Consider the following 14,978-nt stretch of genomic DNA (forward strand, 5'->3'; position numbering starts at 1 on the left):
CGGGCGGAGTCAGAGCAGCGCCGGTTTCACGGACATCAGCAGGTGCTGGTGCTGCCGCGTGTCCTCGCCGCCCGTGATCATCGCGCGCTGGCCGGGCCCCATCAGGCGCATCCGGACCGTCGGCTCCTCCAAGGAGGACAGGGCGTCCAGGAGGTACGCGGGGTTGAACGCGACCGTCATCTCCTCGGCGCCCTCCAGCGTGGCCGGCAGCCGCTGCGAGGCCACATCGTCCTCGTAACCCGCCTGCAGCAGCACCGAACCGTCCGGTGCCGAGAAGGTCATCTGCAGCGGGCTGCCGCCGTCCGCCACGACGGAGACGCGCTTCACCGCCTCCACCAGCCGGACGCGGTCCGTCACCGCGAGCGCGGGGTCCGCCAGCGCGAACAGCTTGTCGTGGCGCGGCAGACGGCCGTCCAGCAGGCGCACCGTCGTACGCATCCCGGCGTGCTCGAAGCCGACCGAACCCGCGTCCACGGCGACGCTGACCAGACCCGACCGGCCCATCGACCGGGCGATCTCGGTCAGTCTGCGGGCCGACACCACGACATCGGCGGCGACATCGGGCGCCGTCGCCTTCCAGGGCAGGGTGCGCACCGCGAAGCGGTACCGGTCGGTGGCCGCCAGGGTCATCGTGGAGCCGTCGAGCCCGAGCCGGATCCCGGTGAGCGTCGGCAGGGTGTCGTCCCGCCCCGCGGCCACCGTCACCTGGGCGACGGCCGCGGCGAACGCGGCGGCGTCCACAGCGCCACGGACCTCGGGCAGCGGAGGCAGCGCGGGGTAGTCGTCGAGCGGCAGCAACGAGAGCCCGAACCGGGCGCCGTCCCCCGTCACCGTGAACCGCGAGCCCTCCACCGCGCACTCCACAGGTCCGTCGGGGAGCACCTTGCAGATGTCGAGCAGCCGCCGGCCCATGACCAGCACCTTCCCGGTCCGTACGGTCCGGGCCTCCACCTCGATGCGCGCGGAGGCCTCGAAGTCCAGCCCGCAGACACTCAGCCGGCCGTCGGACACCTCGAGGAGCAGGCCGCCCAGAACGGGCACGGGAGACCGGGTCGGCAGCACGCGGGCCGCCCAGGTCACGGCATCGGCGAGTGCGCCGCGCTCGATGCTGAACTCCATGGCAGGGGCCTCTCGTCCGGTGTACGACACGGTCGAGAAAACACGGTAGGCGCCGCCACTGACAATCACCGGTGGAGACGACAGCGACCACCCCCGTGGGCCGCTGCCGCCACGCCTGCCGGCGTCCCCCGGATCCGGGACGCCTTGACGTCCCCCGACGTCCCCCGGACGTCCCGGAACACCCCTCGGACTCTAGGCGGGCGGGGCGGTTGGCCGGGAGCTTCATTTCGCACGGTGAGGGTCTCGCGGGGGTATCAGACCGCACAGCCGAACCGGTACTCTGCACTCCGGTTTTCGGGAACGGGCGGGGGATGTGTGCGCGGGTGGGAACGGGCCGACGACGTACTGCGGATGTACCGGCTCGCCCGGACGGGCGGATCGCCGGAACTCCTGCGCTGGCTGGCACACCGCGCCGAGGGCTGGGCCGGACTGCTCGACGGTGACGGCACGGTGCTCCAGGCCGCCGCCGGGACCTCCGGACTACCCGGCCAGGAGGCCGCCACCCTCGCCGCCGAGGCCGCCCAGGAACTGAAGTCCCGGGATGCGCGGGCCTATTCGCTCGACGCCGACCGCTGCACCGTGCTGGTGCTCCCCCTCGACGGACAGCCGGAGGACCGCGCCCCGGTTCTCGCCGTAGCCGCCCCCCGGCCGCTGCCCGGCGGGCTGTCCGTGCTGCTCGCCGACGCGATGATGCCCCTGACGCTGGCCTGGGCGGCGGAGACCCTCGAACGCAGACGGCGCCGGGTCGACCTCGCGGAGTCCCGGGGCCGCGAGGCGGTTCTGCACCTGCTCATGACCGGTCAGCTGTCCATCGCCCACCAGGTGGCAGGGGCACTGCGGCCGAAGCTCCCCGACCCCGTGCGGGTCTGCGTCGTGGAGTGTTCGGGCGGACAGCGCGACGAGGTGGCGCGCATCTGCGCCGACGCCTCCGGCGGCAGGACGTGGATCGTCCGGTGCCCGGTGTACGCGCGTCATCTGATCCTCGTCATGCCGGCGGTCCCGGAAACGGAGGCGGCACCGGACGGCGGGACGCCGAAGAACGGTGCCGCACTGGACCGGACCGTCGCCGAGCTGGTGGACGACTGCGTCGTGGGCGTCAGCGAGGAGGTGCAGCTGTCCGACACGGCGACGGGCTACCGGCAGGCCTTCCACGCCCTGGCCGTGGCCCGCGGACTCCCCGGCCGGCACGCCCGGTTCGGCTCCTCGCCGGAACCCGCCCTGGTCGTGGGCAGTGCGGGAGCGCAGTGGGCCGACGCGCTGCTCGCGCCGCTGCTCGCCTATCTGCCGCGCCGCTCGCAGGACCCAGGGAGCCAGGAACTGGCGGCGACCCTCGCTTCCTGGCTGGCGTTCTCCTCGCACGCCACCCAGCACCTGAAGATCCACCGCAACACCCTCGCCGCCCGGCTCAGGCTGATCGGCGAGCTGCTCGGCCTGGACCTGCACCGGGTCGCGGACCAGGCGGCCCTCGACCTGGCGCTCAGCATCAGAGCGACCCCCGCGATCGTCCGGCCCGGGCGCCCGGGTGAGCGACCTCCCGGGGCGGCCGGGAACCTCGACGAGATCCTGCGCGGCCCCGGCGTCCAGGACTGGGCGTCCCAGCAACTGCGCCTCCTCGACCCGGCCGGACCCATGGCCGAGGAGACCCTGCGTACCTGGCTGCGGTGCGAGGCCCAACTCGGCCCGGCCGCGGCGGAGCTGGGCATCTCCGTACCCGGCGCCCGCAAGCGCCTGACCCGGCTCGAAGCCGTGCTCCGCCGCTCACTGCTCCAGACCCCGAGCGCGCGCCACGACCTGTGGCTGGCGTTCAGGGCCGCGGACCTGACGGTGGGTGAGCCGGACCGGACCGGTGCCGGGTCCGGCCCGTGATCAGCCCGTCCTCGTGTACGTGAGGCTCTCGCCGGTGTCCGTGATCTCGCGGCGCAGGGTGCCGTCGGGCAGCAGCGTCAGGACAGTGGGCTTGCCCGGGGTGCACGACGTCATCGGTTCGCCGACGGTGACCGTGGACGGACCGATGCTGACCGGGGAGCCGGAGGAGGGTTCGCCCTGGAGGGGCGCCTGGAAGACGCAGTGGTACGAGCCTCCGGTGTCGAGCGGCCCCTCGGCGGTGAGGGACAGCACGGTGTCGCCCACCTCGCCCTGCTGGATGACGAGTTGGCGGGTGGACTGTCCCGAGGCGCTGTCGATGGTGCCCGACCAGGTGCCCAGGTAGCCGGTGGGGACGGCGCCCTCGCTGTTCTTCTCGTCCGTCGAGGGTCCGGGTTCCGGGGCCGAGGGCGACGGGGAGACGGACCGGGACGAGGTGGGCGTGGGCGTGGGGTCCGGGGAGCTCGTGGTGTGCCCGTCGCCGTCCTTCATGAACGCGTACACCGACCAGCCCACTCCGACCGCGACGAGCAGGGCGACCGCCACCAGCAGCACGGTCGAAGCCGCGGACCGTCGGCGCTCCGGTTCGGGAGCAGGAGGGGGCGCGAGGTAGTGGGGCGGGCCGTACGGGGGAGTCGCGCCGTACGCGGGCGTGGGTCCGTATCCCTGGGCGGGCGGCTGCGGATGGCCGTAGCCCGGGGCGGGCTGCTGCGGGTAGCCGTAGGCCGGGGGCACGGGTGTCTGCGGCGGCAGTGCGGGCGGGCCGACCATGGTGGGCAGCGTGTGCACGGGTCGGTTGGGCGGCACGTGGGGTGCCTGTGCGGGGCCGGGTGTCGGCTGCTGTACCTGGCCGGGTGGCAGCTGAGGTGGCTGACCGGGCGTCGGCCGGGGCGCCTGTACCTGGCCGGGCGGCTGCTGAGGCGCCTGGCCGGGCGGCAGTCGGGACGGGGGCGAGGTGGCCGGGGGTGCCGGTGGCACCGGTCCGGCCGGGGTCGGTGCGGGGCCCTCTTCCGGGTCCTCGGAATCGAGCAGCTCCACCGCGTGCCGGCCGAGTTGGGCGATCAGCGCACCGGGCAGCCACGGTTCCCCGGTCTCGGGACCGCCCAGCCGGTCCAGGACGCTGTCGGTGGAGGGCCGTGCCGCCGGGTCCTTGGCCAGGCAGTCCTGGATGAGCTCGACGAGGTCCTCGGGGACTCCGGTGAGGTCCGGGGCATCCTGCGCGATCCGGAACATCAGGGCGTGGACCCCGCTGTCCGCCCCGCCGAACGGAAGCCTGCCGGTGGACGCGTACGCGAGCACGGAGCCGAGGCAGAACACATCGCACGCCGCGGTCACGCGCTCGCCCCGTACCTGCTCGGGCGCCATGAATCCGGGTGAGCCGATCAGCGCGCCCGTGCGGGTCAGGCCACCGTCGGTGACGGTGTCCAGCGCCCGGGCTATGCCGAAGTCGATGACCCGCGGACCGTCGATCGTGATCAGGACGTTGGAGGGCTTCAGGTCGCGGTGGATCAGCCCGGCGCGGTGGATGTCCTGGAGGGCGCTCGCGAGCCCGGCACCCAGGATGCGGACGGTACGCGCGGGGAGCGGACCGTACGCACCCGACGCGGTCACCGGGGTGCCCGGCACTCCGGAGACGGTGCGCTGGAGCGAGGGGCCGGCGACGTAACCGGTGGCGACCCAGGGGACCGGCGCGTCGATGTCGGCGTCCAGCACCGGCGCCGTCCAGGCGCCGCCGACCCGGCGGCCTGCCTGCACCTCCTGCCGGAAGCGGTCGCGGAACTGCTGTACCTCGGCGAGATCGGGCCGGACCAGCTTGATGGCGACGGTACGGCCCCGCTCGGAACGTGCCAGGTACACCTGTCCCATGCCGCCGGCGCCGAGGCGTCCCAGCAGCCGGTAGGCGCCGATGCGTTGCGGATCGCCGGAGCCCAGCTTCTCCATGGTGCGCTTCCTCCCCCGTGCGGTCGTGGCAGACCGTGCTTGAGGATAGCTGCGCCCCCCACCCCCTTGCCCAGCACCCGTTCCGGCCTCAGCCCTCCGGAGGGGGCGAGGCCGGCCCGGAGTCGACCGCAGCCAGCGCCTCCGACAGCCGCTCCAGCACCCGTACGGTCTGCGCGAACTCCTCCTCGCCCAGCTCCTCGGCCAGCCGCGCGGCGAACTCCGCGTGAGCGGGGCCGATCCGGCTCACCGCCGCGCGCCCCTCCTCGGTTGGCCGGACGAGTTTGGCCCGCCGGTGGGCCGGGTTCGGCACGTACTCCGCGAGGCCCCTGGCCACCAGCAGATCCGCGATCCGCTGCACGCTCTGCCGGGTGATCCCCATCGACCGGGCGATCCCCGACACCGGGAGCGGCTCGCCGAGGACGGCACCGAGGACCTGCCACCACGCCGCGGTGAGTCCGGACGGCTTGGCCAGCTCCTCCGCCACGGACAGGAACTGCCCGTTGAGCCTGAACACCCCGATGGCTGTCCGGCTGAACCGGTCCTGGTTCTCGCTGCTCATCCCTGGAGCACCTCGTACGCGCTCGCGTCGGAGTCGTGGAACAGCCGGTACCAGGCGTCCAGCTTCTTCGGCTCGTACACACCGAGCAGTCCGAAGATCTCGCGGGCGAAGGCCACGGGCTCGGTCGGCCCGGCCGTGACGAGCGCGCCGCGCGAGGCGCCGCCGGCATCCGTCACCGCGTCGGCGTCGATGTAGTGCGGGCCGCCCGCGTACCCGGTCGCCGCCAGATAGAAGGAGACGGCGCTCGTGTGGGCCCGGTCGTCGAGCAGCCCCTCGCGGGCCAGTCCCGCCGTCGCCCCGCAGATCGCCGCAACGGGCACCCCCGCGTCCAGGAAGGCGCGGGCCGTGCGCGCGAAGGGGGCGAGGCTGTCGCCGGTGTCCCAGAGGGCGGCGCCGCTGAGGATCAGCAGGGTGCTGTCCTCGGGGCGCAGGTCGTCGAGTGCGAGGTCGGGCCGGACGCGCATGCCGCCCATGGTGGTGACCGGGTCGGTGGTGGCTCCGACGGTGCGCACGGTGTGGCCGTTCTGGGTGAGGTGGGCCGTGGCGAAGCCCGGCTCCCAGTCGGCGAGGGTGTCGTAGACGGCCAGGTGGACGCTCGTGCTGGTCATGGTGACCTCCGAAAGGGGATGTGGGACCCTCGTGGAACTCTTATGACAGAAGACTGTCATGACGACAGCATGTTGTCAATTATTGCCGCGGGGCGAGTCCGTTCTCGGAGATCGGTTCCGGAGTCCGGGCCGGGACCCGACATCCTGCCGAGCCGGGCGCTCCACGCCATACACAGTGGCCATGGAGCACCGCCCCGAGCCGACCTACTCTCGCCGTATGACCCCTCATGCCTCTCGCGCCCCGTACGTCGACTCCGCCGCCGGTGCGGCCGTGAAGGCCGCCGACCGCGCGCACGTGTTCCACTCCTGGTCCGCCCAGGGCCTGATCGACCCGCTCGCCGTCGCCGGCGCCGAGGGGGCGTACTTCTGGGACTACGACGGAAACCGCTATCTGGACTTCACCAGCGGCCTCGTCTTCACCAACATCGGCTACCAGCACCCCGCCGTCGTCGCCGCGATCCAGGAACAGGCGGGCAAGCTCACCACCTTCGCCCCCGCGTTCGCCGTCGAGTCGCGCTCCGAGGCCGCACGCCTCATCGCCGAGCGCACCCCCGGCGACCTGGACAAGATCTTCTTCACCAACGGCGGCGCCGAGGCCGTCGAGAACGCCGTACGCATGGCCCGGCTGCACACCGGCCGTACGAAGGTGCTCTCCGCCTACCGCTCGTACCACGGCGCCACCTCCACCGCGATCAACCTCACCGGCGACCCGCGCCGCTGGGCGTCCGACAACGGCTCGGCTGGGGTCGTCCGCTTCTGGGCGCCGTTCCTCTACCGCTCGCCCTTCTACGCGCAGACCGAGGCCGAGGAGTGCGCCCGCGCACTGCAGCACCTGGAGGACACCCTCGCCTTCGAGGGCCCCTCGACCGTCGCCGCGGTCATCCTGGAGACCATCCCCGGCACGGCGGGCATCATGACGCCGCCGCCCGGCTACCTCGCGGGCGTCCGTGAGATCTGCGACCGGTACGGGATCGTCTTCGTCCTCGACGAGGTGATGGCCGGCTTCGGGCGCACCGGCGCGTGGTTCGCAGCCGACCACTACGACGTCGTGCCGGACCTGATGACGTTCGCGAAGGGCGTCAACTCCGGTTATGTACCGCTCGGTGGCGTCGCGATCAGCGCGGAGATCGCCGCCACCTTCGAGACGCGGCCCTACCCCGGCGGACTCACCTACTCCGGTCACCCCCTGGCCTGTGCGGCAGCCGTCGCGACGATCAAGGTCATGGAGGACGAGAAGGTCATCGAGAACGCCGCACACCTGGGTGAGCACATCCTCGGCCCCGGTCTGCGCGAGCTCGCCGAACGCCACCCGTCGGTCGGCGAGGTCCGCGGTCTCGGTGCCTTCTGGGCGCTGGAACTGGTCCGCAACAAGGAGACACGCGAACCGCTGGTCCCGTACAACGCGACGGGCGAGGCCAACGCCCCCATGGCCGCCTTCGGTGCGGCCTGCAAGAAGAACGGCCTGTGGCCCTTCATCAACATGAACCGCACCCACGCGGTCCCCGCCTGCAACGTCACCGAGGCCGAGGCGAAGGAAGGCCTCGCCGCCCTGGACGCGGCCCTCGCGGTCGCCGACGAGCACACCGTCTGACCGGGCGCACACGTCTGCCGCACACATGTAGGCGACACCGAAGGGGATGCCGCCCCCGTGCCCGGATCCGGGCACGGGCCCTGGCTTAAGGTGACCGGAGCCGAGAACCGGGAGGGGGCGTCATGTGTGCGAGCGGAGGTGTGACCCGCAGTACGCTGCGGCAGCAGATCACCGACGCGCTGCGTGACGAGGTGCTTGCGGGGCGTCTCCAGCCGGGGCTGGAGTTCACCGTCAAGCAGATCGCCGAGCAGTACGGGGTGTCCGCGACGCCCGTCCGCGAGGCGCTCTTCGACCTCTCCGCGCAGGGGCTCCTCGAATCGGACCAGCACCGGGGCTTCCGGGTGCGCCAGTTCAGCGTCGCCGACTACCGCTCGATGGTGGAGGCGCGCGCCCTCGTCATAGACGGGGTGTTCCGGAAGATCTTCGACGGTACGGGCTCGGCGCCGGAGGTCCTGGGCGCCCACCGCGACGCCCTGGTCTCCGTACGCCGCCGGGCCGAGGAGGCCGCACGGGCGGCGCGCTGCGGTGACCTCGACATCCTCATCGGATACGACCTGCGGTTCTGGCGGGAGCTGGGCGCGGTCGTCGGGAACACGTACATCACCGACTTCCTGCACCGGCTGCGCGTGCAGGCGTGGGTCTTCGCCGTCCCGTACCTGCGGGGCGACACCGATGTGCGGGACTGGCTGTGGAACGGCCACCAGGTGCTGGTGGAGGCGATCATCGCCGCGGACGGCGACGAGGTACGCGCGATCCTCGACGGCTACTACGCGCACGGGCTGAAGTGGGCGGACCGGCTGGCCGCGGACAACCCCCCGCACCCCGGCCGGGGCTGACCCGGGCACTGTGCGTCGGGTTCCGGCCGCATTACGCTGTTCCGACCATCGCAAGAACCCGTTGGAGAGCGAGACTTCGTGGCCTGTGACCTGTGGCTGGTTCCCCTCGTCGATGTGCTGTGCCACAGCCCCGACAATCCGTTCGCCGAAGAGATCGCCATCTACGACAAGGCGCTGAGCGAGGCGGGGCTTCCCCCCGTTCCCGTCTACGCCTACATGCCCGGCCTCACGGGGGACGTCGCCCCGGTCGCGGGCTTCGACTACGACGCACTGCACTTCCTGCGGCGCGCGTACCTCCTCCAGCTGAGCGGCCTCGCCGTCACTCCCGTCGATGAACTGGGCGGGGACTACGAGCAGTTGCTGGAGATGTTCGAGCAGAGCGCACAGCAGTCGCACCTGGTCTGGCACTACGACCACGCCGGGGCGTACGTCCCGGTCGACTTCCCCGCTCCGCTCTCCGACGACCAGCTGCTGGAGGGCGGTGGCCCGCTGGGCTCCTCGCACGGGCTGCTGCGGGAACTGGAGTTTGTCGGCCCGTCCATCGGCATCGACCCGGCGAATCCGCCGGCCGCACCGCTTCCGCCCGCCGGCCCGACCTCGCTGGAGGAGCCGGCCGGCCCGATTCCGTACGACGAGAGTCCGTTCGCGCGCGAGCGGCACGTCTGGCTGGGCCTGCACGCGGCGGCGACCCGCAGCCTCGCGCAGGGCTCGATGATCATCTTCAGCTGAACCGGCTGAACCGGCTGAACCGGCTGAACCGGCTGAACCGGCTGAACCGGCTGAACCGGCTGAACCGGCCGACCGTGAGCCGCTCCGGGCGTCCGGCGGAGCGGCTCCGGACGCCCGGCGGGCGAGGCTCGGCCGCCGGGCAGGCCGGGTTCAGCGGGGCGGCTCCGGCGGACGCTGGCGCGGCATGTTCGGCCGGGTCACCGAGGGCATGGTGAGGCGTCCCGGCGGTGCCCCCTGATCCGGTCGCGGGCCGGCCCCGCCCGAGACCAGCGACTGCATCCCCATGGGCGCGGGCCCCGCCCGGAACTCCACCATCCAGTCCGCGGTCTCCATGCGCACCAGCTCGGTGACGTCCTCCGAGAACCGTCGCAGGACGCCCAGGCAGCGCTCCGCGGCCTCGCTGGCCGTTCCCTCGGTCGGCCCGAGCATCTCCCGTACGCACTCCGAGGCCCAGTCGAACTGGAGCACCTGCAGACGCCGCTGCACGGCCTGTGCCGTCGCGAGGTTCCTTATCCAGCCCGAGGTCAGTCCGAAGTACCGGTCGCACGCCATGCACGCGGCCCCCAGCAGCAGCGACAGATAGCCCCAGCCGGCCGACCCGGTCAGCTCCCCGGTCAGATCGAGCAGCGGGAGGGCGGCGCCCGCGACCACGCCTGCCGCCGTGCCGAAGCGCAGGAGCCTGGCCGTGCGCCGCTTGCGGATCCGGTCGCGCAGATACCAGTCGGCGGTGTCCAGGGCGCCCGCCTCGACCCAGCGGTAGAGCTCGTCGAGCCGTTCCGCGGGTTCGCCCCAGTCGCCGAGGGGGAAGGCGCGGCCGGTCAGGTCCCGGGAACCCGCACCGTAGCGCGAACCGGACGGCTCGATTCCGGTATCTGCACCGGATCCGCCGGACTCCTTGCGGTGCGGCCCCTCGGGCTGCATCTCCGGCTGACTCACCGGGGCACTCCTCTGCACTCTGCGTTCGGCGCGTATCGGCGCATGACTACGCGGATCGGCACGGTTCTGGACACGGTCGGGGGCGGTCTCCGGCATATGACGGGGGCCTCGCCCATGTAACTCTGCGTTACCCGTGGTGTGCGTGTGCGTACGGATACGCATGCCCTTCCTACCGCCGAATGGTGGGGCATGGGGTCGAAATCGCGGGATTCCCGCGTGCACACGGCCTCTGGTCAGGTATAGGAGTGCAGCAGGCCATTTCCGGAACTCACTCGAAAGAGTTGGTCCCCGGCGGGTGGGGCGCTGTGTCCGGGGAGCACGTAGGCTCGGCGTACCGAAACAATTCGTCGTCGAAATGCCAGGAGTGACAGTGATTCCCGGTGGTGGCCAGCCCAATATGCAGCAGCTGCTCCAGCAGGCCCAGAAGATGCAGCAGGATCTTGCCGAGGCCCAGGAGGAGCTGGCGAGGACCGAGGTCGAGGGTCAGGCCGGCGGCGGTCTGGTGAAGGCCACCGTGACCGGGTCCGGTGAGCTCCGCGCCCTGGTGATCGACCCCAAGGCGGTGGACCCGGAGGACACGGAGACGCTCGCCGACCTGGTGGTGGCCGCGGTGCAGGCGGCGAACGAGAACGCCCAGCAGCTCCAGCAGCAGAAGCTGGGCCCGCTGGCGCAGGGCCTGGGCGGCATGCCCGGTCTCCCCTTCTGACCTTCACGCAGGGACCTGTGGCTACCCGGGCGTACGGGCTACGGTACGAGCACGAATAGGGAAAGGCGTTTCCGTTGTACGAAGGCGTGGTTCAGGAGCTCATCGACGAACTGGGCAGGCTGCCCGGCGTCGGTCCCAAGAGCGCGCAGCGGATCGCCTTCCACATCCTGCAGGCGGAGCCCACCGACGTACGCCGTCTCGCCCATGCCCTCCTCGAGGTCAAGGACAAGGTCCGCTTCTGCGAGATCTGCGGCAACGTCGCCCAGCAGGAGCAGTGCGGGATCTGCCGGGACGCGCGCCGCGACCGCACGGTCATCTGCGTGGTCGAGGAGCCGAAGGACGTCGTCGCGATCGAGCGGACCCGTGAGTTCCGGGGCCGCTACCACGTCCTCGGCGGCGCGATCAGCCCGATCGAGGGCGTCGGCCCCGACGATCTGCGCATCCGTGAGCTGCTGGCCCGGCTCGCGGACGGCTCCATCACGGAGCTGATCCTCGCGACGGACCCCAACCTGGAGGGCGAGGCCACCGCGACGTACCTGGCGCGGATGGTCAAGCCGATGGGCCTGCGGGTGACGCGGCTGGCCAGCGGCCTGCCGGTGGGCGGCGACCTGGAGTACGCGGACGAGGTCACCCTCGGCCGCGCGTTCGAGGGGAGGCGGCTGCTCGATGTCTGACGGCGGTTTTACGTACGGCGACGCTATGTTCTACCCACCGTTCGCGACCGTGCCCACGGGAGGTCTCCTCGATGTCTGACGCCACGCTGAACTCCGTCACGCAGGACCCGGACGACTTCGCCGTCCAGATCGCGGACCAGATCAAGACGTTCATCGTCGCGGTCACCGAGGTGTCCAAGGCCGAGGAGCCGGAGGAGGCCGTACCCGTCCTGCTCCTCCAGGTCTCCCAGCTCCTGCTGGCGGGGGGCAGGCTCGGCGCGTACGAGGACATCCTCCCGGATGAGCGCTACGAGCCGGATCTGGGCCCCGAACCGGACGCCGACGGCCTGCGTGAGCGCTTCGCGGCCCTCCTGGAGCCGATCGACGTCTACTCCGAGGTCTTCGACCCGTACGAGCCCCGCAAATCGCCCGTTCCGCACCGCATCTCCGACGACCTGGCCGACCTGGTCACGGACCTCGGCCACGGACTGGCCCACTACGAGGCGGACCGTACCGCCGAGGCCATGTGGTGGTGGCAGTTCTCGTACTTCTCCAACTGGGGCTCCACCGCGTCGGCGACCCTGCGCGCCCTCCAGTCCCTGATCGCCCACATCCGGCTGAACCAGCCCCTCCAGGAGCTCGACGGCCTGGACACGGACCAGGACCCGGGCGAGGACGACCTCGCCGAGGAGGCGGGCCGTGTGATGGCGGAGGAGATCGCGGGACCACTGGGGCTGCGGCCGGTCAAGTGACACCCGGCCACTCCTGTGGCCTGGGACACAAACAGGCGTGCGGGGCAAGGCAGTGGGCAGCAGACGGATACGAGCAGTTCGGGTCGACACGCCGGACCATCTGGTGGGCGGGACATCTCACCATCTGGTAAGGGCGGGTCGATTCCGGACTGCTCGTTAAACTGAGCCGACCGGAACATTATTGAGCGAGGAGCGCACGTGGGCCTTGTCGTGCAGAAGTACGGAGGCTCCTCCGTAGCCGATGCCGAAGGCATCAAGCGCGTCGCCAAGCGAGTCGTCGATGCCAAGAAGAACGGCAACCAGGTGGTTGTCGTGGTGTCCGCGATGGGCGACACGACGGACGAGTTGATCGATCTCGCCGAGCAGGTATCCCCGATGCCTGCCGGGCGTGAGTTCGACATGCTGCTGACCGCCGGAGAACGGATCTCCATGGCCCTGCTGGCGATGGCGATCAAAAACCTGGGCCACGAGGCCCAGTCGTTCACGGGCAGCCAGGCCGGTGTCATCACCGACTCGGTCCACAACAAAGCGCGCATCATCGATGTCACGCCGGGCCGCATCAGGACCTCGATCGACGAGGGCAACATCGCCATCGTCGCCGGGTTCCAGGGTGTGAGCCAGGAGGGCAAGAACATCACCACCCTCGGCCGCGGCGGGTCCGACACCACCGCTGTCGCGCTGGCCGCAGCGCTGGACGCCGAGGTCTGTGAGATCTACACCGATGTGGACGGTGTCTTCACCGCCGACCCCCGGGTCGTGAAGAAGGCCCAGAAGATCGACTGGATCTCCTTCGAGGACATGCTGGAGCTGGCCGCGTCCGGCTCCAAGGTGCTGCTGCACCGCTGCGTCGAGTACGCACGCCGTTACAACATCCCGATCCACGTGCGCTCGTCCTTCTCCGGACTGCGCGGCACCTGGGTCAGCAACGAGCCGCAAGGGGACCAGCAGGTGGAGCACGCCATCATCTCCGGAGTCGCCCACGACGTCTCCGAGGCCAAGGTCACGGTCGTCGGCGTGCCGGACAAGCCCGGTGAGGCCGCGGCGATCTTCCGCGCGATCGCGGACGCCGAGATCAACATGGACATGGTCGTCCAGAACGTCTCCGCCGCGTCGACCGGTCTGACCGACATCACCTTCACGCTGCCCAAGGCGGAGGGCCGCAAGGCCATCGACGCCCTGGAGCGCGCCCGGGCGGGCATCGGCTTCGAGTCGCTGCGCTACGACGACCAGATCGCCAAGATCTCCCTGGTCGGCGCCGGTATGAAGACCAACCCGGGTGTCACGGCGCTCTTCTTCGAGGCGCTGTCCGACGTCGGCGTGAACATCGAGCTGATCTCGACGTCCGAGATCCGTATCTCGGTCGTCACCCGGGTCGACGACGTCAACGAGGCCGTGCGCGCCGTGCACACCGCCTTCGGTCTCGACAGCGACTCCGACGAGGCTGTCGTGTACGGGGGCACCGGCCGATGACGCAGCGCCGCCCTTCGCTCGCGGTCGTAGGCGCGACCGGGGCGATCGGTGGCGTCATGCTCCAGATCCTCTCCGAGCACGCGGATGTCTGGGGCGAGGTGAAGCTGGTCGCCTCTCCGCGTTCGGCCGGCCGCAAGCTGGTCGTACGCGGTGAGGAGACCGAGGTCCTCGCGCTCGGCGAGGACGTGTTCGACGGCGTGGACGTGGCCCTGTTCCTGGTGCCGGACGAGGTGGCCGCGCAGTGGGGCCCGGTCGCCGCGTCGAAGGGTGCTGTGGTCATCGACGACTCGGCGGCTTTCCGTCTGGACGACGACGTGCCCATGGTCGTCCCCGAGATCAACCCGCATGCCGCGCGGCTGAGGCCGCGCGGCATCGTCGCGTCCCCGAACTGCACGACGCTGTCGCTGATCGTCGCGGTCGGCGCCCTGCATGCCGAGTTCGGGCTGCGGGAGCTGATCGTCTCGTCGTACCAGGCGGTGAGCGGCGCGGGCCGCGACGGCGTCGCCGCGCTCCGCGAGCAGCTGTCGCTGGTGGCCGGTACGGAGCTGGGCACCCGCCCCGGGGACGTACGCCGGGCGCTGGGCGACGGGGAGAAGAGCCCCTTCGCGGCTCCTGTCGCGCTGAACGTGGTGCCGTGGGCGGGCGCCGACGCCGGGGGCGGCTGGTCGTCCGAGGAGCTCGCGATCCGCCGGGAGTGCCGCAAGGTCCTGGGCCTGCCGGAACTGAAGGTCACGGCGACCTGTGTGTACGTCCCCGTCATCGCGACGCACTCCATGTCCGTCCACGCACGCTTCGAGAACGAGGTGGCGGTGGACCGGGCGCACGAGATCCTGGCGACGGCGCCCGGAGTGGTGCTCTTCGACAGTCCGGCGGCCGGCGACTTCCCCACGCCGTCCGATGTAGTGGGCACCGACCCGACCTGGGTGGGGCGGGTACGGCAGTCGATGGACGATCCGCGGGCCGTCGAGATGTTCATCTGCGGAGACAACCTCCGAAAAGGTGCGGCTCTCAACGTGGCTCAGATCGCCGAAGCCGTGGCCAAGGAATTCCCTCGAGGTTGATCGAACCCGTTTTGTAGGATCTGTGTACGCCCTGTGAGCAACTTGCTGGTCTGAACCTCTTGAGCTGGGGCGTTGCCATATCCGACGATGATCTCCTGGCCTCCTGCAACCGCTAGCCGGATGCGGCGCGTCTATGCCGTCACTTCTTGCGAGG

The 14,978-nt window shown here is 71.2% G+C and carries 14 protein-coding genes; 9 read left to right on the forward strand and 5 right to left on the reverse strand.

The genetic code is table 11. The annotated features are described in order from the left end of the window. Positions 1-9: 9 nt before the first annotated feature. Positions 10-1,119, reverse strand: a complete 1,110-nt coding sequence (dnaN, locus tag ACFQ6X_RS30310) for a DNA polymerase III subunit beta (protein ID WP_383186101.1) — start codon at positions 1,117-1,119, stop codon at positions 10-12. A gap of 351 nt (positions 1,120-1,470) precedes the next feature. On the opposite strand from dnaN, the gene ACFQ6X_RS30315 reads away from it, so the two are divergent. Then, on the forward strand, positions 1,471-2,985 hold the full coding sequence (locus ACFQ6X_RS30315; RefSeq protein ID WP_383186173.1) for a helix-turn-helix domain-containing protein: 1,515 nt from the start codon (positions 1,471-1,473) through the stop codon (positions 2,983-2,985). On the opposite strand, the gene ACFQ6X_RS30320 is transcribed toward ACFQ6X_RS30315, so the two are convergent. From ACFQ6X_RS30320 to ACFQ6X_RS30330, 3 genes are all read right to left on the reverse strand, one after another. Next, on the reverse strand, positions 2,986-4,923 hold the full coding sequence (locus ACFQ6X_RS30320; protein ID WP_383186103.1) for a protein kinase: 1,938 nt from the start codon (positions 4,921-4,923) through the stop codon (positions 2,986-2,988). It abuts the gene before it with no gap. An 88-nt stretch (positions 4,924-5,011) separates the two neighbouring features. Beyond that, entirely contained in the window at positions 5,012-5,482 is a 471-nt protein-coding gene (locus ACFQ6X_RS30325) for a MarR family winged helix-turn-helix transcriptional regulator (RefSeq protein ID WP_383186105.1), read from the reverse strand. Continuing rightward, entirely contained in the window at positions 5,479-6,090 is a 612-nt protein-coding gene (locus ACFQ6X_RS30330; protein ID WP_383186107.1) for a DJ-1/PfpI family protein, read from the reverse strand. Before ACFQ6X_RS30330 ends, ACFQ6X_RS30325 begins: the two co-directional genes overlap by 4 nt. A gap of 217 nt (positions 6,091-6,307) precedes the next feature. On the opposite strand from ACFQ6X_RS30330, the gene ACFQ6X_RS30335 reads away from it, so the two are divergent. From ACFQ6X_RS30335 to ACFQ6X_RS30345, 3 genes are all read left to right on the forward strand, one after another. Next, complete coding sequence (locus ACFQ6X_RS30335; RefSeq protein WP_383186109.1) at positions 6,308-7,681, forward strand: aspartate aminotransferase family protein; 1,374 nt, start codon at positions 6,308-6,310, stop codon at positions 7,679-7,681. A 122-nt stretch (positions 7,682-7,803) separates the two neighbouring features. Then, positions 7,804-8,517, forward strand: a complete 714-nt coding sequence (locus ACFQ6X_RS30340) for a GntR family transcriptional regulator (RefSeq protein WP_383186111.1) — start codon at positions 7,804-7,806, stop codon at positions 8,515-8,517. Positions 8,518-8,595: 78 nt separating this feature from the next. Continuing rightward, the gene (locus ACFQ6X_RS30345) at positions 8,596-9,246 is read left to right on the forward strand and encodes a hypothetical protein (RefSeq protein WP_383186113.1); all 651 of its coding nucleotides are present in this window, start codon (positions 8,596-8,598) and stop codon (positions 9,244-9,246) included. Between the two features lie 150 nt (positions 9,247-9,396). On the opposite strand, the gene ACFQ6X_RS30350 is transcribed toward ACFQ6X_RS30345, so the two are convergent. Then, positions 9,397-10,182 carry an SLATT domain-containing protein gene (locus ACFQ6X_RS30350; RefSeq protein ID WP_383186115.1) on the reverse strand — a complete coding sequence of 262 codons (786 nt, stop codon included), beginning with the start codon at positions 10,180-10,182 and terminating at the stop codon, positions 9,397-9,399. A 370-nt stretch (positions 10,183-10,552) separates the two neighbouring features. Between ACFQ6X_RS30350 and ACFQ6X_RS30355 the strand changes: the two genes are divergently transcribed. The 5 genes from ACFQ6X_RS30355 to ACFQ6X_RS30375 all read left to right on the forward strand — a co-directional run bounded on the left by ACFQ6X_RS30355 (position 10,553) and on the right by ACFQ6X_RS30375 (position 14,824). Further along, on the forward strand, positions 10,553-10,888 hold the full coding sequence (locus ACFQ6X_RS30355; protein WP_277329769.1) for a YbaB/EbfC family nucleoid-associated protein: 336 nt from the start codon (positions 10,553-10,555) through the stop codon (positions 10,886-10,888). Positions 10,889-10,962: 74 nt separating this feature from the next. Beyond that, the gene (recR, locus tag ACFQ6X_RS30360) at positions 10,963-11,562 is read left to right on the forward strand and encodes a recombination mediator RecR (RefSeq protein WP_031090791.1); all 600 of its coding nucleotides are present in this window, start codon (positions 10,963-10,965) and stop codon (positions 11,560-11,562) included. Positions 11,563-11,633: 71 nt separating this feature from the next. Beyond that, positions 11,634-12,293 carry a DUF5063 domain-containing protein gene (locus ACFQ6X_RS30365; RefSeq protein ID WP_329209574.1) on the forward strand — a complete coding sequence of 220 codons (660 nt, stop codon included), beginning with the start codon at positions 11,634-11,636 and terminating at the stop codon, positions 12,291-12,293. A 198-nt stretch (positions 12,294-12,491) separates the two neighbouring features. Further along, on the forward strand, positions 12,492-13,763 hold the full coding sequence (locus ACFQ6X_RS30370) for an aspartate kinase (RefSeq protein WP_383186117.1): 1,272 nt from the start codon (positions 12,492-12,494) through the stop codon (positions 13,761-13,763). After that, positions 13,760-14,824, forward strand: a complete 1,065-nt coding sequence (locus ACFQ6X_RS30375) for an aspartate-semialdehyde dehydrogenase (protein WP_383186119.1) — start codon at positions 13,760-13,762, stop codon at positions 14,822-14,824. The genes ACFQ6X_RS30370 and ACFQ6X_RS30375 overlap by 4 nt, the downstream gene beginning before the upstream one ends. Positions 14,825-14,978: the final 154 nt, after the last annotated feature.

The organism is Streptomyces sp. NPDC056452 (assembly GCF_042796085.1).
Classification (GTDB): Bacteria; Actinomycetota; Actinomycetes; order Streptomycetales; family Streptomycetaceae; genus Streptomyces.

Coding starts and splice junctions, on each gene's coding strand:
- ACFQ6X_RS30325 (WP_383186105.1), bottom strand. CDS start 5,482: ATGAGCAGCGAGAACCAGGACCGGTTCAGCCGGACAGCCATCGGGGTG.
- ACFQ6X_RS30315 (WP_383186173.1), top strand. CDS start 1,471: ATGTACCGGCTCGCCCGGACGGGCGGATCGCCGGAACTCCTGCGCTGG.
- dnaN (WP_383186101.1), bottom strand. CDS start 1,119: ATGGAGTTCAGCATCGAGCGCGGCGCACTCGCCGATGCCGTGACCTGG.
- ACFQ6X_RS30365 (WP_329209574.1), top strand. CDS start 11,634: ATGTCTGACGCCACGCTGAACTCCGTCACGCAGGACCCGGACGACTTC.
- ACFQ6X_RS30320 (WP_383186103.1), bottom strand. CDS start 4,923: ATGGAGAAGCTGGGCTCCGGCGATCCGCAACGCATCGGCGCCTACCGG.
- ACFQ6X_RS30375 (WP_383186119.1), top strand. CDS start 13,760: ATGACGCAGCGCCGCCCTTCGCTCGCGGTCGTAGGCGCGACCGGGGCG.
- ACFQ6X_RS30340 (WP_383186111.1), top strand. CDS start 7,804: ATGTGTGCGAGCGGAGGTGTGACCCGCAGTACGCTGCGGCAGCAGATC.
- ACFQ6X_RS30335 (WP_383186109.1), top strand. CDS start 6,308: ATGACCCCTCATGCCTCTCGCGCCCCGTACGTCGACTCCGCCGCCGGT.
- ACFQ6X_RS30330 (WP_383186107.1), bottom strand. CDS start 6,090: ATGACCAGCACGAGCGTCCACCTGGCCGTCTACGACACCCTCGCCGAC.